This is a genomic window from Tellurirhabdus rosea (genome assembly GCF_026278345.1).
GTDB classification, from domain to species: domain Bacteria; phylum Bacteroidota; class Bacteroidia; order Cytophagales; family Spirosomataceae; genus Tellurirhabdus; species Tellurirhabdus rosea.
Window position 1 is genome coordinate 4,180,806 of the sequence record NZ_CP111085.1, and the last position, 24,672, is coordinate 4,205,477.

21 protein-coding genes are annotated in these 24,672 nt (G+C 58.7%); 18 read left to right on the forward strand and 3 right to left on the reverse strand.

Features of this window, described 5'->3' with window-relative positions; all coding sequences use genetic code 11:
* Nucleotides 1–34 precede the first annotated feature (34 nt).
* On the reverse strand, nt 35–3,058 hold the full coding sequence (locus ORG26_RS17680; protein ID WP_266364093.1) for a SusC/RagA family TonB-linked outer membrane protein: 3,024 nt from the start codon (nt 3,056–3,058) through the stop codon (nt 35–37).
* A 174-nt stretch (nt 3,059–3,232) separates the two neighbouring features.
* Here ORG26_RS17680 and ORG26_RS17685 point away from each other — a divergent pair, with 174 nt between their 5' ends.
* The 17 genes from ORG26_RS17685 to ORG26_RS17760 all read left to right on the forward strand — a co-directional run bounded on the left by ORG26_RS17685 (nt 3,233) and on the right by ORG26_RS17760 (nt 20,264).
* Entirely contained in the window at nt 3,233–4,573 is a 1,341-nt protein-coding gene (locus ORG26_RS17685; RefSeq protein WP_266364095.1) for a hypothetical protein, read from the forward strand.
* A 148-nt stretch (nt 4,574–4,721) separates the two neighbouring features.
* On the forward strand, nt 4,722–5,270 hold the full coding sequence (locus ORG26_RS17690) for a hypothetical protein (RefSeq protein ID WP_266364097.1): 549 nt from the start codon (nt 4,722–4,724) through the stop codon (nt 5,268–5,270).
* A gap of 195 nt (nt 5,271–5,465) precedes the next feature.
* The gene (locus ORG26_RS17695; RefSeq protein ID WP_266364099.1) at nt 5,466–6,422 is read left to right on the forward strand and encodes an NAD(P)/FAD-dependent oxidoreductase; all 957 of its coding nucleotides are present in this window, start codon (nt 5,466–5,468) and stop codon (nt 6,420–6,422) included.
* A gap of 64 nt (nt 6,423–6,486) precedes the next feature.
* Nucleotides 6,487–7,875 carry a glycoside hydrolase family 5 protein gene (locus ORG26_RS17700; protein ID WP_266364101.1) on the forward strand — a complete coding sequence of 463 codons (1,389 nt, stop codon included), beginning with the start codon at nt 6,487–6,489 and terminating at the stop codon, nt 7,873–7,875.
* Between the two features lie 137 nt (nt 7,876–8,012).
* Nucleotides 8,013–8,729 (forward strand): thioredoxin family protein, encoded by a 717-nt coding sequence (locus ORG26_RS17705; RefSeq protein WP_266364103.1) that lies wholly within the window; start codon nt 8,013–8,015, stop codon nt 8,727–8,729.
* Nucleotides 8,730–9,115: 386 nt separating this feature from the next.
* Nucleotides 9,116–9,472 carry a hypothetical protein gene (locus ORG26_RS17710; protein WP_266364105.1) on the forward strand — a complete coding sequence of 119 codons (357 nt, stop codon included), beginning with the start codon at nt 9,116–9,118 and terminating at the stop codon, nt 9,470–9,472.
* 247 nt (nt 9,473–9,719) lie between these two features.
* Nucleotides 9,720–10,397, forward strand: coding sequence for an ABC transporter ATP-binding protein (locus ORG26_RS17715; protein ID WP_266364107.1), 678 nt, complete (start codon nt 9,720–9,722; stop codon nt 10,395–10,397).
* Nucleotides 10,398–10,498: 101 nt separating this feature from the next.
* Nucleotides 10,499–13,027, forward strand: coding sequence for an ABC transporter permease (locus tag ORG26_RS17720; RefSeq protein ID WP_266364109.1), 2,529 nt, complete (start codon nt 10,499–10,501; stop codon nt 13,025–13,027).
* Nucleotides 13,028–13,261: 234 nt separating this feature from the next.
* Nucleotides 13,262–14,113, forward strand: a complete 852-nt coding sequence (locus tag ORG26_RS17725; RefSeq protein ID WP_266364111.1) for an alpha/beta fold hydrolase — start codon at nt 13,262–13,264, stop codon at nt 14,111–14,113.
* Nucleotides 14,114–14,326: 213 nt separating this feature from the next.
* Entirely contained in the window at nt 14,327–15,307 is a 981-nt protein-coding gene (locus tag ORG26_RS17730; RefSeq protein WP_266364113.1) for an NADPH:quinone oxidoreductase family protein, read from the forward strand.
* Nucleotides 15,308–15,318: 11 nt separating this feature from the next.
* Nucleotides 15,319–15,876, forward strand: a complete 558-nt coding sequence (locus ORG26_RS17735; RefSeq protein WP_266364115.1) for a molybdopterin-dependent oxidoreductase — start codon at nt 15,319–15,321, stop codon at nt 15,874–15,876.
* A complete protein-coding gene (modA, locus tag ORG26_RS17740; RefSeq protein ID WP_266364117.1) occupies nt 15,873–16,631 on the forward strand; it encodes a molybdate ABC transporter substrate-binding protein in 759 nt (252 codons plus the stop codon). Before ORG26_RS17735 ends, modA begins: the two co-directional genes overlap by 4 nt.
* Nucleotides 16,624–16,740, forward strand: a complete 117-nt coding sequence (locus ORG26_RS23650) for a four helix bundle protein (RefSeq protein ID WP_407704802.1) — start codon at nt 16,624–16,626, stop codon at nt 16,738–16,740. The genes modA and ORG26_RS23650 overlap by 8 nt, the downstream gene beginning before the upstream one ends.
* 9 nt (nt 16,741–16,749) lie before the next feature.
* On the forward strand, nt 16,750–17,412 hold the full coding sequence (gene modB / locus ORG26_RS17745; protein ID WP_266364119.1) for a molybdate ABC transporter permease subunit: 663 nt from the start codon (nt 16,750–16,752) through the stop codon (nt 17,410–17,412).
* On the forward strand, nt 17,409–18,218 hold the full coding sequence (locus ORG26_RS17750) for a sulfate/molybdate ABC transporter ATP-binding protein (RefSeq protein ID WP_266364121.1): 810 nt from the start codon (nt 17,409–17,411) through the stop codon (nt 18,216–18,218). Before modB ends, ORG26_RS17750 begins: the two co-directional genes overlap by 4 nt.
* Before the next feature lie 138 nt (nt 18,219–18,356).
* Complete coding sequence (locus ORG26_RS17755) at nt 18,357–19,679, forward strand: family 1 glycosylhydrolase (RefSeq protein ID WP_266364123.1); 1,323 nt, start codon at nt 18,357–18,359, stop codon at nt 19,677–19,679.
* 99 nt (nt 19,680–19,778) lie between these two features.
* The gene (locus ORG26_RS17760; RefSeq protein ID WP_266364125.1) at nt 19,779–20,264 is read left to right on the forward strand and encodes a response regulator; all 486 of its coding nucleotides are present in this window, start codon (nt 19,779–19,781) and stop codon (nt 20,262–20,264) included.
* Nucleotides 20,265–20,291: 27 nt separating this feature from the next.
* On the opposite strand, the gene ORG26_RS17765 is transcribed toward ORG26_RS17760, so the two are convergent.
* A complete protein-coding gene (locus ORG26_RS17765) occupies nt 20,292–21,104 on the reverse strand; it encodes a LytR/AlgR family response regulator transcription factor (RefSeq protein WP_266364127.1) in 813 nt (270 codons plus the stop codon).
* 175 nt (nt 21,105–21,279) lie between these two features.
* On the reverse strand, nt 21,280–22,719 hold the full coding sequence (gene asnS, locus ORG26_RS17770; RefSeq protein WP_266364129.1) for an asparagine--tRNA ligase: 1,440 nt from the start codon (nt 22,717–22,719) through the stop codon (nt 21,280–21,282).
* A gap of 424 nt (nt 22,720–23,143) precedes the next feature.
* On the opposite strand from asnS, the gene rpoN reads away from it, so the two are divergent.
* Nucleotides 23,144–24,598, forward strand: coding sequence for an RNA polymerase factor sigma-54 (gene rpoN, locus ORG26_RS17775; RefSeq protein ID WP_266364131.1), 1,455 nt, complete (start codon nt 23,144–23,146; stop codon nt 24,596–24,598).
* Nucleotides 24,599–24,672 lie beyond the last annotated feature (74 nt).

Genomic DNA, 24,672 nt, shown 5'->3' on the forward strand with positions numbered 1-24,672 from the left:
AAGGCTAAACAGGATTCGGTCAGGAAGCTGGTGGTTAGAAGCGTAGCGTGGCCCCGGCCATCAGCGTCGTCACGATGGGGTAAGCCGAGTTGCCGAGTTCGGGGTCCCAGTACCGGGGAAACTTATGGATGGCGAAGGCATCGTTGGCCGATACGTACACCCGCGTGGACTGGAGCCCGAGGCGCTTCAGAAAATCGTTGCGCAGCGTGTAGCCCAGCGTGATGTTTTTGACCCGGAAATAAGCCCCGCTGATGAGCCAGAAATCCGACGTTTCGTAGTTGGCACTCAGCGAGCGCGTCGACAGGCGGGGATACCGGGCCTGTAGATTCTGGTCCGCCGTGTTGTTTTTGCTCCAGTAGTTGCCCATGAGTTCGCGGGGCACGTTGCCGAACGCTTCCGCAAACGGGCGCACGACCTCGTCGGGCAGGCGGCTCAGCTTTTTGCCCACGCCCTGAATCACTACGCCGAAGTCGAAGCCGTTGTAATCCAGCCGCAGGGTGCTGCCGTACTGGTAGCGGGGCAGGGAGCCTCCCAGCAGAACCCGGTCGTCGGGCGTGATTTTGCCGTCCTGGTTGATGTCCACGTAGCGCACGTCGCCGGCCGTGACGTTGGTGTTCAGGCGGGGCGAGTTGTTGGCTTCGTCCTGCGTCTGGTAAAGTCCCGCCGAGCGGTAGCCGAACCATTCGTTGTACTCGCTGCCCTTGAAGGTGGACAGGCTGCCCAGAATCTGCGTGCCTTTGAGGTCCACAATGCGGGAGCGGGCATCCGAGAGGTTGAAGGCCACGGAATAATTGAGTTTACCGACCCGGTCGCGCCAATTTGTTTCGAGTTCCCAGCCTTTCACGTCCAGAATCCCGGCGTTCTGTTGCGGCCGTTCGTATCCCAGATACAGCGGAATGTCGAGGGCCAGCAGAATGTCGTAGGTGCGTTTCTGGTAATAATCGGCCGTTACCGAAAGCCGGTTTTTGAGAAAAGCCGCGTCGAAACCGGCATCCAGCGTCCGGGTGGTTTCCCAGGAAATGTTTTCTACGGCATAATCGACCTGCCCGCCGCCGTTGAGCGGCACCACGACGCCGTTCTGGTAGAACAGGGCGTTGCTGAAGCTGATGGTGGCCTGATACGGGTAGTTGCCGATGCGTTCGTTGCCGACCTCTCCGTACGACCCGCGCAGTTTCAGGAACGATACCCAGCTGTTGTTGCGCAGGAACGGCTCTTCCGAAATCGTCCACCCGGCCGAAATGGAGGGGAACAGGGCATCGCGGAACTGGCGGCTGAACCGGGACGACTGGTCGTAGCGCAGATTTCCCTGAATGTAGTACTTGTTTTTATAGTCGTATTTGACCCGCCCGAATACCGACCGGAGCGCCACTTCGCTCGCGCTGCCGGAGTTGTCCCGCAATTCCTGCGAACCGGCGTTGAGGTACGGAAAATCGTTGAGAGCAAACCCGCTCCGCGATGCGTTCAGGGATTCGCTGGTGTTGTAAATTTCCTCGTAACCTCCCAGCACGTCGATGTTGTGGCCGCCCGCGAAGTCCCGCGTGTAGTTGGCCAGCAATTGCCCCGTCAGACCCATTCCTTCATTGCGGCTTTCCGAAAGCGTGGTGCGGGCCTGGTTACTGAACGAACTCGGCGTGCCGTCCGGATTGGTGAAGGTCAGGCGTTTGGAGAAACTTTTGCTCTTGTCGAGGTCGAGCGTGGGCGAAATGAGGGCGGTCAGCGTCAGCCCGTCGATGGGTTTGAAATTGAACGCCAGTCGGCCGAGAATCTGGTTGAAGGTGCCCCGCGACGTTCCGCCTTCGTTGAGCTGCGCAATCGGGTTGCGGCCGTCTTTGGCCAGCGCGTAGCGGCCGTCGGAATAAAAATCATCGTAAATCGGCGGCATCACCCGGGCTTCGTAAATGGGGTTGATGACGGGCGAGAGCGTGTTGGTCCGTTTGTAGGCCACGTCGAGGTTGACGCCCAGCTTCGGGTTGATCTGCAGGTCGTTGTTGACCCGGAACAGGTATCGTTCGTATTCGTAATTGGTATAAAACGCCTCTGACTTAGCGTACCCCAGCGAGGCTTTGGTTTTGATCTTGCCCGTTCCCATCGTGAACACGAGGTCGTGCCGGATGCGGGGGGCCGTCGCCCGGGTCATAACCGTTTTCTGCCAGTCGGTATTGGCGAAGGGAAACAGGTCGGGCGTGTCGCGGTTGAACTGGGCGAAGTTATCGATGAAATTCTGGGCGTAAGGGCCGGTGGAGGAGCCGTCGTTGGTCGCCTGCTCGTTGAAAAGCCGCATGTATTCGGGCGCACTGGCGTATTCGGGCAGGGCCGTGGGTTTCTGAACGCCGTATTCGACATTGTACTCAAAGCTGCTCTGCCCTTCGCGTGCCCGTTTGGTCGTCACGAGCACTACCCCGGCGGCGCCCCGCGACCCGTAGATGGCGGCCGAAGCAGCATCTTTCAGGACGGTGATGTTCTCGACATCGTTCGGGTTCACGTTGTCGATGCTGCTGACCGGCACGCCGTCGACGATGATGAGCGGGCTGTTGGTGCCCAGCGTCGTGATGCCCCGGATGAGGATGCTCGAACCGGCCCCCGGCGCGCCGCTGCTCCGGGTGACCGAAACGCCCGCGATGCTGCCCTGAAGCGCCTCCGAAATCTGGACGGTCTGCCGCCCGGCCACATCTTTGGCGTCGATGGTCGAAACGGCTCCGGTGAGGTCTTTTTTCTTCTGGGTGCCGTAACCCACCACGACGACTTCTTCGAGCGAATTGTCGTTGGGCTTCATCGTAATGTTGAGGGTAGACTGGCCCGTCACCGCCGCTTCTTGGCTTTGGTAGCCCACAAACGAGAACGTGAGCACGACCGAAGCGGCGTCAGGAATGGTCAGGCGGTACTCGCCGCTGGCGTCGGTGACGGTGCCCCGCTGGGTGCCTTTGACCACAATGCTGACCCCCGGAAGGTCTTTGGCCGTTTCGTCGGTAACTTTACCGCTGATCTGCCGCGTCTGAGCCATCAGCGTGGTGCACCAGCAAAGTAACAGCCCAAGACTGAGTAGTAATTTTTGTTGCATTTTTTCGGATATTTAATGGTTCGCACCGATTGGACCGTGGAATGGCTTTTTGGAAAATTTCAGTTTGCGAATATAAACTTGCATTATGCGGAGATAAGTCAGGCGGGCCTGACCATTTGCCTGTTCAGAATTTTGGACAAGGAAACCTGTTGAAAGACAGTAGATTAGGAAGTGATGATAGCAGAGAATGGACAAGGCCGGGCTGAGTTTTACTACACCCTGGAGCGCTGTTGTCAGCTCGTGAGCGAGACCTACGGGAAGCCCGAACGGGCTGAATGGACGAATAGTGACTACATCCGGCTAAGCCGCATCCTGTTCCGGAAAACCAGCGTGCAGATTAGTCCGAATACGCTGAAGCGGATCTTCGGTAAAATCAAGACCGACTCGCGGTATTATCCCCAGAAAGCTACCCGGGACGCGCTGGCCAGTTACATCGGCTTTCCCGATTGGGAGGATTTTGCCCAGGCACACGTCGCTCCGGCGGAATACCCGAAAACCCCGGAAGCCGCCTACCGCCTGCCCGCTCCGGAGGTCCCCGCCGAAAAAGCAGCGACCCCGCCGGCGGCCCGGCCGAAGGCCGGAATCTGGCTGGCGGCGGCCGCCTTTTTGCTGCTGGGTGCCGCCGCCTGGTTGTGGCCCCGGAAGCAGGCGGCGGTCATGTCCGGCCCCGCCCAACTGATCTGCGAAAATCCGGTGGGCGAAAACCCGCATTCGGCCAAATTTCAGCTGAAAAATCTGGAGCCGTCGGCGGGCGGAGTCGCCTACGTGCTTGATTTCGGCGACGGGCGGCGCACGGTGATCGACACCACCACGATTTTATACAACCATTATTACGAAAAGCCGGGGCGCTATCTGGCAGTTCTAAGGCAAGGAACCCGGAATCTGGACTCGGCCGTGGTTTATCTGCCCACCAAAGGCTGGACGGCCACTTCGTACATGATGTACGACACCACGCGCGTGTACCCCATCGAAACGAAGGACCTGTTTGTCAGCGGAAAACGAAGCATCAGCGCGGCGGAGGCCGCCCACGCGGGCATCGATACCAACCGCACGTTTTTCATCGAGTTTGCCAACACCCACCCGACGGACATTGACGGGGATAACTTCGAACTGACGACCCGCGTCACGACCTCGCCCGCCCGGAGCGGCGTCCGCTGTTCGCAGGTGGACGTGACGGTCTACGGCGAATCGTCGCGGCATTCGTTCGATGTCATGATGCCCGGCTGCGTGTACTGGACGCAGATGCAGCTGTCGGAACGGCTCCGAAGCGGCCAGAAAGAGGACCTGGGCTTTCTGGGAGCGGACCTCCGGACGGGCGGGACGCTCAAACTCCGAGTGGTGAACCGGCAGGCGAGCCTGTTCATCAATAACCGCAAGGTGTACACCGCCCGTTACGACCGGCCGCTGCGCCGCATCTACGGCGTAAACCTCCGGTTCGCCGGCATTGGAACGGTCCACGCCTTTACGCTCAAAGACCTGAAATCGGGCGCTGTTTTCGACGGAAGTTTTCCGTAATGCCTGCAGATGGCCGGGCGGGGTTGTTCAATCGATTCCCGATCCTTCCCAATTCAACGGCCAACTTTGCCAGCCCAGCGGAAACGTCGTGCGGGGTGAGGGACGGTTCTGCACTTTTGCAGCCGTCACCACACAACAATACGACAACATGAACAAGCTTATTTGGGCGGGAATGACCCTGCTGGCGCTGGCCACGGGCTGCAAGCAGAACGGCGGCGAAATCGGACCGGGCGGAAAAGGCAACACCCCTTCGGAGGTACAGGGTAAATGGGCCTACGGCGGCTCGTTTTCGTCGGGCGATTTCTGGAACTATGACGGTTCGTATGCCGGGAAAGGTTTCGAACAGGGCATGGTCTTCGATTTCAAGACCAACGGGCAGTACGAAATGTACGTCATCAACGCCGTTACGAGCTACAACTGCCGAACGGAAGCGTACACGTACTTCAAGGGTACCGTCAGGTTCGACGAGGAGGCGCACACGTTCTCCGTCACGCCGATCTCGGGCAATTACCGCGGCTTCTACTCCTGCACGCCGGGCAGCAATTTCAAACGCGACGCCCGCGCCGACGAGTTGAAGCAGCAGGCAAAAACCTACTATTACGTACTGCGCAAGAACAACAAAGGCCAGTCGGTCCTGAACGTCAGTACCACCCCAAACGAGAGCGACGGCATCCCATTCGATCCGTCGAACAGCTAAGTCCGCCTGACATCGGCGCGGATGGCCTGCGTGTGGACGCAGGCCGTTTTCATTTTAGCCGGTTAGGAGTCCGAAGACAAATGTTTCCTTTTGCAACTATGTTGCAAAAGGAAACATTTGTCTCTACCTTTGACAGAAAGGAAAGCGGGTATTTCAACCGGGCGGCCCTTTTCAAAAACGTCAAATGGTGTGTTTATGAATTCTACCTTGTACGATGTCGTCATTGTTGGCGGAAGTTATGCCGGACTGAGCGCGGCCATGACGCTCGGCCGGTCATTGCGAAACGGGCTGGTCATCGACTCCGGCCTGCCCTGCAACCGACAGACGCCCCATTCCCATAACCTGATTACCCACGACGGTCGTACGCCCGGCGAAATCGCACGGATCGCCCGGGAGCAGGTGCTGGCTTACCCGACCGTCTCGTTTCTCACGGATAAGGTCATCACGGCCCGCCGGGAGGAGGATACTTTCGTTTTAGCGACTGAAAACGGGGTGGAACTAAGCGCCCGGAAAGTGCTGCTGGCGACGGGCGTTGTGGATGAGATGCCCGATCTGGACGGATTTGCTCCCTGTTGGGGCGTTTCCATTCTGCATTGCCCGTACTGCCACGGCTACGAAGTGCGCGGCCGGAAGCTGGGCCTGCTGGCCAACGGCGACACGGGCTACGAACTGACAAAGCTCATCCAGCACTGGAGCCGGGAACTGGTGCTTCTGACCAACGGTCCAGCCACGTTTACCGACGAACAGCGCGACCTGATTGCGCGGTTGCAGGTACCGGTGGTGGAAAGCCCGGTCAGCCGGATCGACCACGAGAACGGGCAGCTACGGAGCGTTGTGTTTGCGGACGGCAGCCGTCAGCCGCTCGACGCGATGTTCACCCGTTTGCCGATCCGACAGCATCACACCCTGGCCGAGCAACTGGGCTGCGGGCTGTCCACGGTGCCGTTTCCGGGCCTGATCGAGGCCGATGAATTTGGCAAAACCACTGTTCCGGGCGTGTACGTGGCCGGAGACAACAGCTCGCCGATGCGCAGCGTGGGCGTGGCGATCAGTAAAGGGATCATGGCCGCCGCCTGGATCAACCGGGAACTGATTGAGGAAGATCTGGTCCGGAGCAGCCGGGTCTTCACGGGTTTGGCAGAAAAGTCATAACCGGTCGTTCTTTGCAGGCAGTAAATCGGCGACTTCAAGCCGTTTTGTGCTAAAATGAACCCTGATGAAGCGTCTGCTCCTGTTACTTTGCCTGATTACCTGCGGCTCAATAGAGCCGTCCAGCGCCCAGACGACCGCCGACCGCCGGGCCGCCCGGCTGGGACTGGGCGTCAATCTGTCGTATCTGGAAGGCTACTGGAACGGCAGCAAGGCGTCTCATTTCTCCAATTTCGTCAAACTGAACGAAGTGCCGGTGCGCAAACAGCGGCTGGCCGACATCGCCCGGGCGGGTTTCCAGACGGTGCGGATTCCGGTCTGCTTCGGGGCCTGGGCTACCATTGAGCCGCCCTACCGCTGGGATGCGCCGCAGTTTCTGGCCGCCCCGGACTCCCTGGTGCGCTGGGCGCTGAACAACAACCTCAACGTCATTATCGACCTCCACCATGTCGAGTTCGACGGCAGTGTTCCGGGGGCCGACGCTCCGGCCCGGGTCGTCTGGCTCTGGGAGCAGATCGCCGAGCGCTACAAGGCCACTGATCCCGAGCGGGTGCTGTTCGAACTCCGGAACGAACCACACGACATCACGGCCGCCGCCTGGCGCGAGCAGGCCACCCAACTCATCCAGGCCGTTCGCCGGATTGCGCCCCATCACACGCTGGTCGTGGGTTTCCACGACTGGAACAGCCGCGACGCCATGATTAAGTCCCAGCCGTTTGCCGATCCGAACCTCCTGTACACCTTTCATTTTTACGACCCGTTTGTGTTCACCCACCAGGGCGCGACCTGGTCGAGTGCGGGGTTGCCCGACCTGCGCAACGTGCCTTTCCCGGCCACCCCGGCGACAAAGATCACCGTGCCCGCTTCCGCGCGCGGGACGTGGGTGGAAAGTGCGATCAACAACTACGCCAGCGAGGCGACCTACGAACGGATTTACGCCAACCTACAGGCGGCCAAGAACTGGTCGGTTGCCAACAAGGTTCCCATTTTTCTGGGTGAATTCGGCTCCTACGGCCAGAATGCGCAGGCCGACAGCCGGTGCCGTCATGCCGAAGCGATCTATTTTGCGCTGGGGAAACTACAGATTCCGTCGACCTGGTGGGAGTGGGACGGGGGCTTCTCGATGTTTGAGCGGGGTACGTCCACGCTGATGCCCTGCATGCTGGCCGCCGTGAACACCTACCGCACCGGCCAGCTGATCGTGCTGGGCACCGAACCCACCGCCGGAACGACCCTGCGTCTCTTTCCCAACCCGGTTCTGGACACCCTGCAGATTCGGGGCGCAGACGCCGCCACGGCTACCCTCACAGACGCGGCGGGGCGGTCGCTGGGGACGTTTCCGGTGGGTACCGACGGAACGTTATCGCTGGCAAAACTGTCGCTGGGCGTGTACGGGGTAGCGTTACTGGATAAGGCCGGAAAAGTGCTGGGTACGGCGCGGGTGCTAAAGCAGTAGATCGGAAATCCGGTTCGCAATCGCTTTGCTTATCGGTTGGTTTTCAGTCTGTTTGGGGGAGTAAGATAAACGGCTATCTTGGGTAAGGTTTCCTTTGTAGGGATAATACAACAGAAACAACCTTACTCATCTGTCCAATGCTTAACTGTTTACGCCTCCGTCATGGCTTATGGGCTTGCCTGGTAGTCCTCCTGCACGCCCAGACCGTCCATGCGATCACCCTCTTTGAGGGTTCGTATCAACAGGCTTTCGAAAAAAGTAAACAGGAGCACAAAAAACTGCTCGTCTACGTCACCGCCAAGTGGTGCGGCCCCTGTCGCTACATGGAAAGGGCTGTGTTCCAGGCAGATTCCGTCACGCAAATTACCGACCGACAATTCATTGCCTTTAAAGTTGATTATGATGCCTGGAGCACCAAACCCCTGGTTGAGAAATATCGGGTTGCGGGTTTGCCCACGTTTATCATCCTCGATTCGCTGGAGGCCGTTGAGAGGCGAGTACCTGGGCGGTTGACAGTGGCTGAGTTTGTCCGTTTCCTGACTCCTCCCGCCACCCCAACGGAGGAACGTCCCAGGTTTGAGCTGCGTAGCACTGAAGAACGGTATCGACAACGGCAAATCGAAAATGCGCGGTGGAAAGTTGAAGCAGGCATTCAGGCAGGAGTCAATCTAACCCAGGTTTCCCCACTGGCGCCCGGCCGGAAAGCAGGCTACGATATTAGTTTGCTGCTGGTCTGCACCAAACGCCGAATCAGTATTCGACCGGGACTTAGTTTAATGTCTGTTGGCGGTAGGTTAGAGGACGGTCAGCCGTTGCGGCTCCAATATGTGGCCCTTCCGGTAAACCTGTCTTAATTTACTGCGCAGAGCACGCATGTTGGGCCTTCCCGGTGGGTATCGGGCTATTTTTAATCCCTACGTCGCCAGACTCATCAATAGCCCAAATTTGCCTGTCAACTCTTACGACTATGGGAGCAAGCTGGGCCTGAGCGTTTTTGTCGGCGAAACGTCCCAGATTGAAGCCCAGCTCGGCTACCAGCTGGGGCTAAAAAATGTTGGCGGGACCGGTGAGTCTGGCTTATACAATCGGGAGATTTATTTTACCGTTACATTGATCCTTTGACTGTACCAAGGTTAGTATAAGTCTGTGTAGACTCCTAATTATTCTGCTACCTATAGCATAAACTAACCTCATAATGAAGAACAAGTATTTACTTTTTATAGTGATATTGGTAATCTACGTGATTTCCGACTACTTATTTAATGATGCTATTCTGTATTTGGTTGGAGGGGCTATAGGAGCAATATCGAACATCAACAATATCAAGTTAACTGATATTAGTTTTAAATCTATTTGGACGCTGTTGCTTGCTGTTAACGTTGCGCTGTTTTGGTGGGTTAAAAATAAAGCGGGGAGATTTTTTTGTCTTTTGGCTATTGCTGCACTAATGTATGTAATGGATGTTTTTGTCTACGATATAATAGATAGCGGAGCCGAAAAGTTATACCATCTGAGAAAAGGCATTGGTGTGTTAATGAAAAGTATTTTGTTGTTTTTGGTTGTAAATTTCACACCTCGTTGTGCCCATACAAAATAGTTTCGTAGCAGTTTATTGCATTTGTATTTTAATTGTCAGGAGATAGACCAACCCGCGGCCGGTGTCCTCACCGGCCGCATCTTTTTTAGCCGCCCGCAAACGCTTGCCCATCGGCCATCCATCCCCGCAATCCCGCCACCCGTCCCAAAAGCCTGCCTTCCGGAATCGAACCGACTGAATCTGCGTTCATTCGAACAGAAACCCCTAATCATTCCGTTTTGTATCTTTCCGGAAACCACTTTGTTTCATGAGCATTCTGCGCGTTGAGAACCTTACCAAAACCTACCAGAGCGGCGGCCGCACGCTGACCGTATTGGATACCGTCAATTTTGAGTTGCAGGCGGGCGACACGTTTTCCATCGTCGGGCCGTCGGGCAGCGGCAAAACCACGCTGCTGGGCCTGTGCGCGGGCCTCGACCGGGCGTCGTCAGGCAGCGTCTACCTCAACGGCATTCGCCTCGATGAGTTGTCGGAAGACCAGCGGGCGGCCGTCCGCAACGAGCACGTCGGCTTTATCTTCCAGAACTTCCAGCTTCTGCCCACGCTGACGGCCCTCGAAAACGTGATGGTGCCGCTCGAACTGCAGGGCAAACGCGGGGCTGCCCGCACCGCCCAGGAACTGCTCGAACGGGTCGGGCTCGGCCAGCGCGGTCACCACTACCCGACGCAGCTTTCGGGCGGCGAACAGCAGCGGGTCTCGCTGGCCCGGGCGTTTGCCAACCGGCCGAAAATCCTGTTTGCCGACGAACCCACGGGCAACCTCGACGCCGACACCAGCGCCACCGTCACCGACCTCATCTTCGAACTCAACCGCGAAGCCGGCACCACGCTCGTCCTCGTCACCCACGACCTCGACCTCGCCGCCCGCACGCAGCGAATCATCCGGATTCGGGGCGGGGTGGTGGAAAATCAATTAGCGAATTAGCGATTGAGCGAATAGCTCCGCTAGAACTTATTGCATTGGCGACGCTAATCACTCACCCGCTCAATCACTCATTCACTCAATCACTAATTCGCTCAATCCCTATGACTTCCCTCTCCTGGCTTTTCCGCATGGCCTGGCGCGACAGTCGCCGGAGTCGCCCGCGGCTGCTGCTGTTTATGTCGTCCATCGTGCTGGGTATCGCGGCGCTGGTAGCGATCAATTCGTTCGGCGACAACCTCGCCCGGACCATCGACGAGCAGGCGCAGGAACTGCTCGGGGCCGACCTTGTGCTCAGTTCCGGACGACAGCCCAGCCCCAAAACGCAGACGCTGCTGGACACCATCGGCCCCGAACGCTCGATGGAAGTGGCCTTCCCGTCCATGATCTTTTTTCCGAAGTCTGGTAACGTCCGTCTGGCGCAGGTGAAAGCCGTAGAAGGCGGTTTTCCGTATTACGGCGTCTGGGAAGCGGAGCCTGCGGCGGCCGTGAACCGTTTCCGGCAGTCGGGGGAGCAGGTGGCCCTCGTCGACGACGCGCTGCTGGTGCAGTTCGGCGCGCAGCCCGGCGATTCGGTCAAGGTCGGAACGCTGACGTTTGTGGTGGCCGGCCGGGTCCTGAGAACGCCCGGACAGACCGCCGTGACCACGACCGTCGCCCCGACCGTTTTTATTCCCGCCAAATACCTCAAACAGACCGGCCTTCTGCAGATGGGCAGCCGGGCGCAGTACCGCTATTATTACAAATTCCCGGCAGGAACCGACGTGGACAAGCTGGTGGCTGCCAACGAAACCCGTCTGGACAAAGCGGGCCTGAACGTCGATACCGTGTCCGACCGTAAACGGCAGACCGGCCGGGCGTTTGCCGACCTGACCCGTTTCCTGAACCTCGTGGCGTTTGTGGCCCTGCTGCTCGGCTGCGTGGGCGTGGCGAGTTCGGTGCATCTGTACGTCAAGGAAAAAATGGCTTCGGTGGCCGTGCTGCGGTGCCTCGGCGCCAGCGGACGGCAGGCGTTTCTGATTTACCTCATTCAAACGTCGCTTATGGGCCTGCTGGGCGCGGTGCTGGGTACGGCCCTGGGAACGGCGGTGCAGTTTGCCCTGCCGGAGGTCTTCAGCGGGTTCCTGCCCGTGGAGGTGTCGGTCGCGATTTCGTGGAAAGCCGTGGCGCAGGGCATCCTGACCGGGCTGGTGGTGGCGGTGCTGTTCGCGCTGCTGCCCCTGCTGATGGTGCGGAAAATATCGCCTCTCCGGACGCTCCGGACGGATTACCAGGAAGATGTGAGTTCCCGCGACCCGCTGCGCTGGCTGGTGTACACGCTGATTGCCGCTTTCGTGACGGGCTTTGCCTGGTGGCAGACCCGCGACTGGAAACTGGCGCTGGGCTTTACGGTGGGCCTGGGGATTACCTTCGCGGTGCTGACGGTTTTCGGGCTGCTGCTGATGTGGCTCGTGCGGCGGTTCTTTCCCGTTTCGTGGAGCTACGTCTGGCGGCAGAGCCTCGCCAATCTGTACCGGCCGCAGAACCAGACGCTTATTCTGGTGATTTCGATCGGCCTCGGCACGTTCCTCATCGCGACGCTGTACCTGGTGCAGAGTCTGCTGCTGGGCCGGGTGCAGTTGTCGGGCAGCGGCCAGCAGCCTAACATGGTCCTGTTTGATATTCAGAACGAACAGAAAGCGGGTGTGCAACAACTGGTTCGGGAAAACAAGCTGCCTATTCTGCAATCGGTGCCCATCGTGACGATGCGGCTGGCCGAAATCAACGGCCGTTCGGTGGAGGAGTTGCAGGCGGATACGTCGGCCAAAATCCCCGACTGGGCCCTGACCCGCGAATACCGCGTGACCTACCGCGATTCGCTGATCGTATCGGAAAAAATGGCGGAAGGCGGCGCTCCCCGACAGGAGGCCGGGACGATTTATATTTCGCTGGAAGATGCGTACCTGAAACGCATCAAGGGCAAACTGGGCGATACGCTGACGTTCAACGTGCAGGGTGCGCTCGTCCCGACCGTGGTGGGCGGAACCCGGCAGATCGACTGGAACCGGGTGCAGACCAACTTCCTCGTCGTGTTTCCCAACGGCGTACTCGAACAGGCCCCGCAGTTCCACGTGCTGATGACGCGGGTCGGTTCGACGGAGCAGTCGGCGGCGTTTCAGCGCCAGCTGGTGCAGCAGTACCCGAACGTTTCGGCCATCGACCTCGGGCTGATTCTGCGGACGATCGACGAGATACTGGACAAAATCTCGTTCGTGATCCGGTTTATGGCCCTTTTTAGCATTATTACGGGCCTGCTGGTGCTGGGCAGTTCGGTAGTCATCAGCAAATACCAGCGGGTGCAGGAAAGCGTGCTGCTGCGGACCATCGGCGCGAGCCGGCGGCAGATTCTGCTCATCACGGCGATCGAATACCTGCTGCTGGGCCTGCTGGCCGCGCTGACGGGCATCGGTCTGTCGCTGGCCGGAAGCTGGGCACTGGCGCATTACGTCTTCGAAAGCCCGTTCAACCCGACCTACGGTCCGCTGGCGCTGGTGGTGCTGGTGGTGACAACGCTGACGGTCGTGATTGGCCTCTTCAACAGCCGCGATGTTCTGGTGCGGCCGCCGCTGGAAGTCCTGCGGGCGGAGGCTTAATAATTTCCCCAAAAAGAAATGCCATATCTTGGAGATATGGCATTTCTTTTTGGGAATAAGACGGCGCAGCAGGCGGCCCGAATCTTTCCAGAAGGTAAGCGCAGACGCGTCCCGAGCGGGAACGTATAAAGGCTAAAATTTCAATAAAAACTTGTTCGAAGTCTAAACCCATCAGTAAGCCAACGGTTACAAAGAAGATAATTGACTGTATTCACACTAAACAAGATTATCTTCATGAGCTACGTACAAGTCTCACCGGATGTCAGCCTGCACTACCAGGACTGGGGCACAGGTCAGCCGGTAGTACTGATTCACGGATGGCCGCTGAGCCACGAAATGTGGGAGTATCAAATGACCGAACTGCCCAAACATGGCCTGCGCTGCATTGCCTACGACCGGCGCGGTTTCGGTAAATCGTCAAAGCCCTGGGCAAGTTACGACTACGACACGCTGGCGCAGGACCTGCACGGACTGCTGACGGAACTCGATCTGCGCGATGTTACGCTGGTGGGTTTCTCGATGGGCGGCGGCGAAGTGGCCCGGTACATGGGTCGTTACGGCGGCGAACGGGTGTCCAAAGTTGTTTTTGTCAGTTCGGTAACCCCGTATCTGCTGCAGGACGACAGCAACCCCGACGGCGTAGACCGCTCGACGTTTGACGACATGGTCGAACAGATCCAGAAAGACCGGGCCGATTTTCTGCAAACCTTCGGCAAGCAGTTTTACGGAGTCAACCTCATCAGCCACCCGGTTAGCCAGGCGCACCTCGACGGCGACTTCATGCGGGCCTATCTGGCTTCGCCCAAAGCGACGGTCGATTGTGTTCGTTCGTTTTCGGAAACCGATTTCCGGCAGGACCTCCAGCGTATCAAAGTGCCGACGCTGATCATTCACGGCGATTCCGACAAGACCGTTCCGTTTGAATCGTCCGGGCAGTTGACTCACCGCCTGATGCCGCATTCTCAGTTGCTCACCTACAGCGGGGCTCCCCACGGCCTCTTCTTCACCGAACGCGACCGCCTGAACCAGGACCTGCTGAGTTTCATCATGGAGCGCAAAACGGTAACCGAACCAGTGACGTATTGAAGGGTTGAATTTTGAATGATTGAATTTTGAATGACTGCGTGCGTGAATGACTGAATGACTGACTGGATGATAGGTGGTCTGCGGCTGCGGTTGATTGGGCTTTGTTTTCGTTAGCGGTAAACCTGTTACCTTAGCGAAGCCTGTTGGCTGCGTGAGTTGCCTATCACTCATTCAGTCATTCAAAATTCAATCATTCAAAATTCAATCACTCCCATGCTCGCCCTTCTCTGCAAAACCCACGGCCTGCCTGATCAGCTTACACTTGAGGAAATTCCTGCACCGACGCCCGGCCCCGGACAGGTTCGGATTGCCGTCAGGGCCTGTGGGGCCAACTTTCCGGACACGCTGATGATTCAGAACAAGTACCAGTTCAAGCCGCCGCTGCCGTTTTCGCCCGGCGGTGAACTGACGGGCGTGGTGGAAGAAGTGGGCGAGGGCGTCCGGAATGTCCGGCCCGGCGACCGCGTCTTTGCCCTTTCCGGCTGGGGTGGCATGGCCGAACAGGCGGTGGTCGATGCCCTGCGCTGCGTTCCGATTCCGGCCGAAATGGACTTCGTCCACGGAGCCGCTTTTCTCTACAATCACGCTACCTCGTACCACGCGCTGAAAGACCGGGCGGAGCTGAAAGCCGACGAAACGCTGCTGGTGCTCGGCGCGGGCGGCGGCGTCGGGCTGGCCGCCGTCGAACTGGGCAAACTGCTCGGCGCTACGGTCATTGCCGCCGCCTCGTCGGACGAGAAACTGGCCGTCTGCCGCGAAAAAGGCGCGGACCACCTGATCAACTACAGCACCGACGACCTGCGGACCCGCATCCGGGAAATTACCGGCGACAAAGGCGTGGATGTGGTGTACGACCCCGTTGGCGACGCCTTCACCGAACCGGCCCTGCGCTCGATCGGCTGGAAAGGCCGCTATCTGGTCGTCGGCTTCGCAGCGGGAGATATTCCTCGAATCCCGACGAATCTGGCCCTGCTGAAGGGCTGCGCCGTTGTGGGCGTGTTCTGGGGCGCTTTTGTCCAGCGCGAACCGGCCAAAGCGTATCAGAACAATCTCGACCTGACCCGCTATTTTGTGGAAGACAAACTCCGTCCGCACATTTACAAAACCTACCCGCTGGCGGAGGCCCCGCAGGCGCTGGCGGACATCATGACGCGGAAAGTTGTGGGAAAAGCGGTTATTTTGGTTTCGAAATAAACCCGGTACTCATGACGATTTCTCTTTACCCGTCGGTTCGGCGGGCAGACGAACAGGCTGCGGGCAAATCCTTTCGTCCGGGGCGCGTCCTGCTGGCGGCTCTGGTGGCAGCCCTCCTGTGTTCATTGCCGGCAAAAGCCCAGATTACTCTTTCCGGCGAAGTCGCTTCGCCGCTCACGCTCACGACCGCTGAACTGGACGCCATGCCGCATACCGAAGTAAAAGCCACCGACCACGACGGCAAAAAGCGCCGCTACTCCGGCATCCCGCTGACCGACCTGCTGAAACGGGCGGGAGTAGCCCAGGGCGCTCAGCTGCGTGGAAAAAACCTGACGAAATACCTGCTGGTGAAGGCCGCGGACGGCTACGAGGCCGTGTTCGCCCTGCCCGAACTGGACCCCGAGTTTGCCGACCGGCCCGTTTTGCTGGTGGATAAGGCCGACGGCGAACCCCTGCCCAAAAGCGTCGGTCCGTACCGGCTCGTCGTGCCGGGAGAGAAGAAGCAGGCCCGCTGGGTGCGGCAGGTAACCGTTCTGGAAGTCCGGAACGCCAAAATGCCGCAGCCATGAGGCATGCTTTCCTGCTCTGGCTGCTGCTGACCGGCTCAGCCTTCGGTCAGTCGCAGGCCCCGCGACTCCGGATCGCCGTGGCCGCCAACGCCCAATTTGTGATGGAAAAGCTCCAGGCGGCGTTTCGGAAGGAGAGCGGGATTGCCGTGGAACCGATCATCAATTCCTCCGGTCGCCTGACGACGCAGATTCAGCAGGGCGCGCCCTTTGACGTGTTTCTGTCGGCGGACATGGATTTTCCTAAAATACTGCACGAAAAAGGACTGACGACCGAGGCGCCGGTCGTTTACGCCTACGGCACGCTGGTGGTCTGGCGGGCGGGAGGCGGGCCCCTTTCCGCAAGTCTGAAGGAACTAACGGCCCCGGACGTTCGCCACATTGCCCTGGCCAGCCCCAAAACGGCTCCGTACGGCGAGGCGGCCGAGGCGGCTCTGCAAAAGCTGAAGCTGTACGATAACGTGCAGCCGAAACTGGTCTTCGGCGAGAGCATCGCGCAGGTGAACCAGTACGTCCTGTCGGGAGCGGCGGAGGTTGGTTTCACCGCCAAGTCGGTTGTGCTGGACCCGAAAATGCGCGGCAAAGGCCGCTGGGTTGAAGTGCCCGGCCGCCTGTACACGCCCATGGCGCAGGGCGTGGTCGTTTTGAAACGAACGGAGCGAATGGCCGAGGCCCGCCGGTTTGTCGCGTTTCTGAAAAGCCGGACCGCGCGGCGGATTTTTGAGGAATATGGGTATAAAATAGGGGGTAGTGGATAGCAATTTTAGCTTGAAAGACCAGATTTGCCGGGCGTCGGTGTCTATCCCAAACACCATGGCGGAAGGCTTCGACCGCTACTCGCGTCACCCACTAACCACTGTCCACTAACCCACTAAAATGCTCGACTGGCAACCCATCTTCCTGACTTTCCAGCTGGCGACCGTCACCACGGTTGTGCTGCTGCTGCTGGGCGTGCCGCTGGCGGGTTGGCTGGCCCTGAGCCGGTTTCGGCTGAAGCCGCTGGTCGAGGCCGTGATTAGTCTGCCGCTGGTGCTGCCGCCCTCGGTCATCGGGTTTTACCTGCTGCTGGCGTTCAGTCCGGCGAGCGGGCTGGGGGGCTGGCTGCTCGAACACCTGAACCTGAAACTGGTCTTTTCGTTTGAAGGGCTGGTGGTGGCGTCGGTGCTGTACAGCCTGCCGTTTATGGTGCATCCGGTGCAGGCGGGGCTGGAGGCGCTGCCCGTTTCGTGGCGCGAGGCTTCGTACACGCTCGGTCATTCGCCCCTGAAAACGCTGCTGCGGGTGCTGCTGCCCAACTGCAAACCGGCCCTGCTGACCGGGGTGGTGTTATCCTTTGCCCACACCATCGGCGAATTTGGGCTGGTGCTGATGATTGGCGGGAATCTGCCCGGCCAGACCCGCGTGGCGTCCATCGCCATTTACGACGAAGTGGAACTGCTCAACTACGACGCGGCGCATGGTTACGCCGCCCTGCTGCTGGTCATTTCGCTCGCCATTCTGGTGCTCGTTTACCGCTTTAACAAACGCCTGACTCTATGATTCGACTCTCGCTGCGGATGCCCCGTCTGTTTGCGGAAGGTCCGGGAGACCTGCACGGGAGTCTGGACCTGCCGCCGGGCAGCCTGACCGCCCTCGTCGGGCCATCCGGAGCGGGGAAAAGTACGCTGCTGCGCGTGCTGGCGGGTCTGGAAACACCGCCCGAAGGCCGGGTGGAGGCAGGCGAGGTGATCTGGCTGGACACGGCCCGCCGCCGCTTTCTCCCGCCCCAGCAGCGTTCGGTCGGGTTTGTGTTTCAGGATACGGCGCTGTTTCCGAACATGACCGTCCGGGGCAATCTGGCCTATGCCGCGCCGTCCGGCGACCGGGCGGTGGTCGATGAACTGCTGGAACTGACCGGGCTTCAGCCGTTTGCCGACCGAAGGCCCTCGACCCTTTCGGGAGGGCAGCGGCAGCGGGTGGCGCTGGCCCGGGCCCTGGTGCGGCGGCCGGTCCTGCTGCTGCTCGACGAACCGTTTTCGGCCCTCGACCCCGAATCCGCCCGTTTTCTGCGCGGCGAACTGCTGCGCCTGCATCGGCAGATGGGTACCACCACGCTGCTGGTCAGCCATAACGAAGACGACGTGCGGCACCTGGCCGACCGGGTGGTCCGGATGCAGCACGGGCAATGGACAACGGAAGAGGCCGCTCCGGGACCGGGCCGGACGTTCAGGCTCCGGATTACGGCCGTGTTTTACGACGAAAAAGAAAAATTGTGGGTTGTCGAAACAGAAACCGGCCATTTTCGGTCCGCCGACCCCGTCTGGAGCACCGCCCGGACCGGCGACGAACTCCGTTTGGGCGAGTAGCCAAGTCGGCTGCCGGATAGGACCGTTCACTCAGTTCACGGTCCTTTGTGTCAACTTTGTCACCAAGGTCATGTTCCTTTAGACAAATCAACAAGCGTGGCACTTCCGGATTTCCGGCTGTCGGGCTATCCTCCACCCATGCATCAACCGATTGTTTCGTCTGATTTAGCAAAACATCTACCACACCCGAAGCCCGAAGTCTGGGGCGGTATTGAATGTACAGTCAATCGCGTACAGGACGTTTATCATGACCAGCTCCTGCGCAACGGACATCATCACCGGCCGGTCGATCTGATGCATTTGGCCGATCTGGGGCTCAAAACGCTGCGTTACCCGATGGTGTGGGAGCGCACGGCACCCCATCATCCGGATGACCTCGACTGGCGATGGTCCGACGAACGGCTTACGCTGCTGAAGCAGCAGGGAATCCGGCCTATTCTGGGACTGGTGCACCACGGCAGCGGCCCCGGCTACGCCTCGTTTGATACACCGGCGTTTGAGGAGGGGCTGGCGCGGTTTGCCCGCCATGTAGCCGAGCGCTACCCGTGGGTGGAAGATTACACGCCCGTCAACGAACCGCTGACAACGGCCCGTTTCGCCGGGCTGTATGGACACTGGTATCCGCACACCCGTTCGGACCAGTCGTTTGCGCAGATTCTGCTGCGCGAGTGCCGGGCGACGATCAAGGCGATGCAGGAAATCCGGAAGGTACAGCCGGCGGCCCGGCTGATTCAGACCGACGATCTGGGCTACACGCATGCGGCGGCTCCGCTGACCTATCAGGCCGACTGGGAGAACGAGCGCCGCTGGCTCACCTGGGACCTGCTTTGCGGCCGCATCACGCCCGGCCATGCAATGTGGGACTATCTGCGCAGCTGCGGAATTACCGAAAGCGAACTCTGTTATTTTATCGAAAACGCCTGTCCGCCTTCCGTGATCGGCGTCAATCATTACCTGACCAGCGAACGGTTTCTGGACCCCAACATCCGAAATTACCCCGAGCACATGCACGGCGGCAACGGGCGGCATCGGTACGTGGATACAGAAGTGGTCCGCGCCGCTCCCGACCAGCGGATAGGCGTGGGAGGCCTGCTGCTGCAGGCCTGGGAGCGCTACCATCTGCCGCTGGCCATTACGGAGGCGCACCTGGGCTGCACCGTCGACGAGCAGATTCGCTGGCTGATGGAAGTCTGGGAGCAGGTGCACGAGGCCCGCACGATGGGTGCCGACGTTCGGGCGATGACCGTCTGGGCCCTGCTGGGTTCCTACGACTGGCATTGTCTGGTAACGCGCTGCGAGGGCTACTATGAGCCGGGGGCTTTCGACGTTCGTTCGGGAACGCCGGTCCGGACGCCCCTGGGCGATGTGGTGCAGCGCCTGGCGCTGGGCGAGCCCGTAGGCAGCCTGCGTCCGGAAGGGCCCGGCTGGTGGGAGTTCGTCCCGCAAAGCGAAGTGGCGTGACGGACGAAACCGGCGGACCGTTGCCTAATTGCCGGGCGGCGTAATTAAACTTTCTGGCGGGGGGTAGCTTTACCTTTGTTTGATAACCGAGTCCACATCATGTCTCAGATAAGCAGAGGAAGCACCCGCCGCCAGGAAAAACGCATTCGTTTACTCATTGTAGAAGATAATCCTGACCACTCCTTTTTCATCCTGAAAGCCATTCAGGAAAGCTTCAGCGCCGCCGATCCGGTACTGGTCACGACCGAGGAAACAGCCCTGGAGTATCTGGAACGCTGTGCGATCAATCCGCAGGAAATGCCGCTGCTGGTGCTGCTGGATCTTTATTTTCCCACGCGGGAGAAGGGGCTTGCGCTGCTGCGGGCCATCAAGGACCAACCCGCGCCGGTAAGCCAGGTGCCGGTTGTGGTTTTCAGCAGTTCGTCCGCCGAGGAAGACATTTCGGATTCGTACGAGCAGGGAGTGAACTCCTACGTGGTGAAGCCTATGAGTTACGACGCCTGGCGGGAATATTTTCAGGCCCTGCGGGAGTACTGGATGGACGTCGTTTCGCTGCCTGACCAGCGGTTTACCCAGTTTCTTTAAAAGCCCGAAAAGGGCGGGTGGCCCGAATCAGGCCACCCGAAAACCGGAATAGGTGCTCCGGACCGATGGGGGAGTCGGCAATGTCGCCGCAAAACCCAGCCAGAACCGGAAGACTTTCTCGATCATACGCATAAAATGAAGCGGGTCCGCCGACAGGGCGACGACCGAACTGACGCCGAACTGATACGCCCGCGTAACCAGCGACGGGCTTCCCGAAGGCACCAGCAGCAGGATGGGCACGGCTCCGAACGAGGGGTGCATCTTGAATTTGCCGATCGGGCCGTTTCCGCTCACATCATCTTCTTCCAGCAGAATCAGCGACGGCCGGTTTCGGGACCGGGTCATGTATTTTTCAAGGGCCGAATCCGTCATCACGATATCAACTGTACAACTGGGCCATTTTTCCGCCATCAGCTGCCGGATCAGCAGCCCGCGGATTTCGTTGCGGGTGAAGAACAAAACCCGCTGCCCGGTAGCGGTTGCCGCCGGTTTTGCCGGACGGACCGCCAGGCGGGATTCCGGACGGACCAGGTTGGGCAGCAGCTCTTCCAGTGCCTGCCAGCGGCGGCGGCCAACGGGCAGCACCGCTCCACCCCGCAACTGCAGACTGCCGGCCATCTTGGCCCGCTGCGGGGCCTCCACACTCTCCACGTAGTACGGGTTTACGAGCACGGTCTTGTGCGACCGGAAGAAGCCGGACAACCGTTTTTCAAAGTAGCACAACGGTTTGGCCGTCAGCACTTTGCGCCCGTCGCTGAAGTGTATCCAGGAGTAATTGCTGTACCCTTTCAGGTACGCAATAAGGGCCGGGTACTGAATGAGTTCATTGATCAAAAACATCGGTAGATATGCCAAAGCCCCTGCATGCAGGGGCTTTGGGCTAAATGGTGTTCTCGAATTTACTAAAACCCGACCAATATACGTCCAACTTTTTTGAAAAGTTAGCTAATGCAGAAACGGTGCTTTACGGAGACAATTTTTCGCTTTGCCAGACAAGTGCCTGAGCGCGTTCTGTTTAGAAATCAGCCGATTTGGGTGTCCGGGGGAACGGGATAACGTCGCGGATATTGCCCATGCCGGTCACAAAGAGCACCAGCCGCTCGAAGCCAAGTCCGAAGCCCGCGTGCGGGGCCGTCCCGAACTGCCGGGTTTCGAGGTACCACCAGAGGCTTTCCGGCTCGATGCCTACTTCCTTGACGCGCATCAGCAGTTTTTCGTAATCGTCCTCCCGCTGCGAGCCGCCGATGATCTCGCCAATGCCGGGAAACAGCACGTCCATGGCCCGCACCGTTTTCCCGTCCTCGTCCAGCTTCATGTAGAACGCCTTGATTTCGCGGGGGTAGTTGGTCAGGATGACGGGTTTTTTGAAATGCTTCTCCACCAGATACCGTTCGTGCTCCGATTGCAGGTCGATACCCCATTTGACATCGTACTGAAACTGGCCTTTTTTGTGCGGCTTCGATTGCAGCAGGATGTCGATAGCCTCGGTGTACGTGAGCCGTTCGAAGTTATTATCGACCACGAAGCGCAGCTTTTCGAGCAGCGACAGTTCGCTCTGTTCTTCCTTTTTTTTCGTTTTTTCTTCTTCTTTCAGCCGGTTTTCGAGAAACGCCAGGTCGTCGGCGCAGTGTTCGAGGGCGTAGCCGATGACGTTTTTGACGAAATCTTCGGCCAGATTCATGTTATCTTCCAGTTCGTAGAAGGCCATTTCGGGCTCAATCATCCAGAACTCGGCGAGGTGGCGGGTCGTGTTGGAGTTTTCGGCGCGGAAGGTGGGGCCGAAGGTGTAGATTTTTCCGAGGGCCAGGGCGCCGAGCTCGCCTTCGAGCTGGCCCGAGACGGTCAGGTTGGTTTCGCGGCCGAAGAAGTCCTGTTTGTAGTCAATGGCTCCTTCTTCGTTGCGCGGCGGGTTGGTCATGTCCAGCGTTGTCACGCGGAACATTTCCCCGGCTCCTTCGGCGTCGGAAGCCGTGATGATGGGGGTGTGCAGGTAATAAAAGCCGTTGTCGTTGAAGTACTTATGCACGGCGTAGGCCAGTGCGTGGCGGATGCGCAGCACGGCGCTGAACGTGTTGGTCCGCGGCCGCAGGTGGGCGATTTCGCGCAGGAATTCGAGCGAGTGCTTTTTGGGCTGCAGCGGGTACTTGTCGGGGTCCGCCGTGCCGTAGACGTGCAGGTCCGAAAGCTGGATTTCGACTTTCTGGCCCGCGCCCTGCGATTCGACGAGCGTGCCCGTGGCGGCGACGCACGAGCCGGTCGTGACCAGTTTCAGCAGGTCTTCGGCAAACTGGCCGGGCTGGGCGACGGCCTGGATGGTGTGGATGGTAGAGCCGTCGTTGAGGGCAATGAAAATGGCGTTTTTACTTTCGCGCTTGGTCCGCACCCAACCCCGCACCGTCACGGTCTGGCTGATTTCGGCGGCGGTCAATACGTGCTTGATGGGCTGATAACTCATATAATCTTTAGAATGAATGGCTTAGCGGCTCCGGCCGGCGGTTGGTCCCGTTCCGGCGAACGTCTTTTCCAAACCTGAACCAGGAACCATAGACGATAAATGGATTTAAAACCGGTATTGAGCAGGCTGCGCCTGCGCGCGGAAAAGAGCCGTAAAGGTACTGATTTCGTTCAGAAACTGACAGAGGCCCCGCCACAGATTGCCCGCTGGGTCAAAATTCCTTTGGCTCAGATATTATCGGTTAAGTTTTTGTACATCAAACCATTGCATGATTATTGCTATACCCGGTGGTCGGGAGTCTGAACAAAAATTTGTAATATTGGTCTGGTATTTGTGAAAACGGGCGCTTCCGGTTCACGCGCGGAACGGGAGTCGGATCGGTTTCAGGCCGTAGACTCAGCGTAAATTGCTTACACACTAACCCATGCAGAAATTAAGTCTTAGCCAGTCGTTGCAGCAAAAGCTGTCCCCGCAGCAAATCCAGTTTATCAAACTGCTGCAGATTCCGACGGCCGAACTGGACACGCGAATTGAAGAAGAACTGGAAATCAATCCGGCGCTGGAAGAGGGGATGGACGAGTTTGACAATGACCAGTCTGAAGATGATCCCTTTGCCGATGAGTATGGCGACGACTACAAGGACCGCAGCGACGATGTAGACCTGGGCAGTTACCTGAACGACGAAGAATACGGGGGGTACAAAATGCAGGGCGACGGCAATTATGCCGAAGAAGAGCGCGAAATGCCGCTGGCGACGGCCTCGTCGCTGCTCGACGCCCTGATGCAGCAGCTGGGCTACCTCAACCTGGACGAACAGCAGCGCCTCATCGGCGAACAGCTTATCGGCAGTATTGAAAGTGACGGCTACATCCGCCGCTCGATGCAGGCGATTGTGAACGACCTGGCGTTTTCGCATAACATCTTCACCGACGTCGAGGAACTGGAGGTGGTGCTCCAGAAAATCCAGAGCTTCGACCCGCCGGGCATCGCCGCCCGAACTCTGCAGGAATGCCTCGTCCTACAACTGCAGCGCAAGGATACCTCCGACGGAAACGTGCGGATGGCCATCCGGATCATCAACGATTTCTTTGAGGAATTTTCGAAAAAACACTTCGATAAGATTCAGAAGCGCCTGAACATCAGCGAAGACCGGCTGAAAAAGATCATTCAGCTGATTACGAAGCTGAATCCCAAGCCGGGTTCGGTGGAAGGGGATGTGGGCGGGGCGCAGTACCTGATTCCGGATTTTATCCTGACCAACAACAACGGCAAACTCGAACTGACGCTCAACTCGCGCAACGCGCCCGAACTGCGCATCAGCCGGTCGTTTGCCGAAATGATGGACACCTACGAGAAAAGCGACAAGAACAACAAGGCGCTGAAAGAAACCGTCTCGTTCGTGAAGCAGAAACTCGACGCGGCCAAGTGGTTCATCGACGCCATCAAACAGCGGCAGGCCACACTGCTGAAGACGATGAACGCCATCGTCAAATTCCAGTACGATTTCTTCCTGACGGGCGACGAAACGAAGCTGCGGCCGATGATTCTGAAAGACATCGCCCAACTGATCGACATGGACGTTTCGACCGTTTCGCGGGTCGCCAACAGCAAGTCCGTGCAGACCGAGTTCGGCATTTATCCGCTGAAATACTTCTTCTCCGAGGGCATTTCGACCGATTCGGGCGAAGACGTCAGCAGTCGTGAAGTGAAGAACATTCTGAAGGAATTTATCGACAACGAGCCGAAGAGCAACCCGCTTTCGGACGATAAGCTGGAAAAAATGCTTAACGAACGGGGCTACAACATCGCCCGCCGCACGGTGGCCAAATACCGCGAACAACTCAATATCCCCGTAGCCCGGCTGCGGAAGCAATTGTAATAAAAGTCGTAAGTCAGTCGTAAGCGGTAAGTCGCTCCGCCTCAATTTGAAACTGGCGGAGCGACTTACCGCTT

Bases quoted from the DNA above. Each gene is read 5' to 3' on its own strand.
- ORG26_RS17700 (WP_266364101.1), top strand. From the start codon at position 6,487: ATGAAGCGTCTGCTCCTGTTACTTTGCCTGATTACCTGCGGCTCAATA.
- modA (WP_266364117.1), top strand. From the start codon at position 15,873: ATGAGGCATGCTTTCCTGCTCTGGCTGCTGCTGACCGGCTCAGCCTTC.
- ORG26_RS17750 (WP_266364121.1), top strand. From the start codon at position 17,409: ATGATTCGACTCTCGCTGCGGATGCCCCGTCTGTTTGCGGAAGGTCCG.
- ORG26_RS17685 (WP_266364095.1), top strand. From the start codon at position 3,233: ATGATAGCAGAGAATGGACAAGGCCGGGCTGAGTTTTACTACACCCTG.
- asnS (WP_266364129.1), bottom strand. From the start codon at position 22,719: ATGAGTTATCAGCCCATCAAGCACGTATTGACCGCCGCCGAAATCAGC.
- modB (WP_266364119.1), top strand. From the start codon at position 16,750: ATGCTCGACTGGCAACCCATCTTCCTGACTTTCCAGCTGGCGACCGTC.
- ORG26_RS17725 (WP_266364111.1), top strand. From the start codon at position 13,262: ATGAGCTACGTACAAGTCTCACCGGATGTCAGCCTGCACTACCAGGAC.
- ORG26_RS17695 (WP_266364099.1), top strand. From the start codon at position 5,466: ATGAATTCTACCTTGTACGATGTCGTCATTGTTGGCGGAAGTTATGCC.
- ORG26_RS17730 (WP_266364113.1), top strand. From the start codon at position 14,327: ATGCTCGCCCTTCTCTGCAAAACCCACGGCCTGCCTGATCAGCTTACA.
- ORG26_RS17755 (WP_266364123.1), top strand. From the start codon at position 18,357: ATGCATCAACCGATTGTTTCGTCTGATTTAGCAAAACATCTACCACAC.
- ORG26_RS17690 (WP_266364097.1), top strand. From the start codon at position 4,722: ATGAACAAGCTTATTTGGGCGGGAATGACCCTGCTGGCGCTGGCCACG.
- ORG26_RS17715 (WP_266364107.1), top strand. From the start codon at position 9,720: ATGAGCATTCTGCGCGTTGAGAACCTTACCAAAACCTACCAGAGCGGC.
- ORG26_RS17760 (WP_266364125.1), top strand. From the start codon at position 19,779: ATGTCTCAGATAAGCAGAGGAAGCACCCGCCGCCAGGAAAAACGCATT.
- ORG26_RS17735 (WP_266364115.1), top strand. From the start codon at position 15,319: ATGACGATTTCTCTTTACCCGTCGGTTCGGCGGGCAGACGAACAGGCT.
- rpoN (WP_266364131.1), top strand. From the start codon at position 23,144: ATGCAGAAATTAAGTCTTAGCCAGTCGTTGCAGCAAAAGCTGTCCCCG.
- ORG26_RS17680 (WP_266364093.1), bottom strand. From the start codon at position 3,058: ATGCAACAAAAATTACTACTCAGTCTTGGGCTGTTACTTTGCTGGTGC.
- ORG26_RS17765 (WP_266364127.1), bottom strand. From the start codon at position 21,104: ATGTTTTTGATCAATGAACTCATTCAGTACCCGGCCCTTATTGCGTAC.
- ORG26_RS17720 (WP_266364109.1), top strand. From the start codon at position 10,499: ATGACTTCCCTCTCCTGGCTTTTCCGCATGGCCTGGCGCGACAGTCGC.
- ORG26_RS17705 (WP_266364103.1), top strand. From the start codon at position 8,013: ATGCTTAACTGTTTACGCCTCCGTCATGGCTTATGGGCTTGCCTGGTA.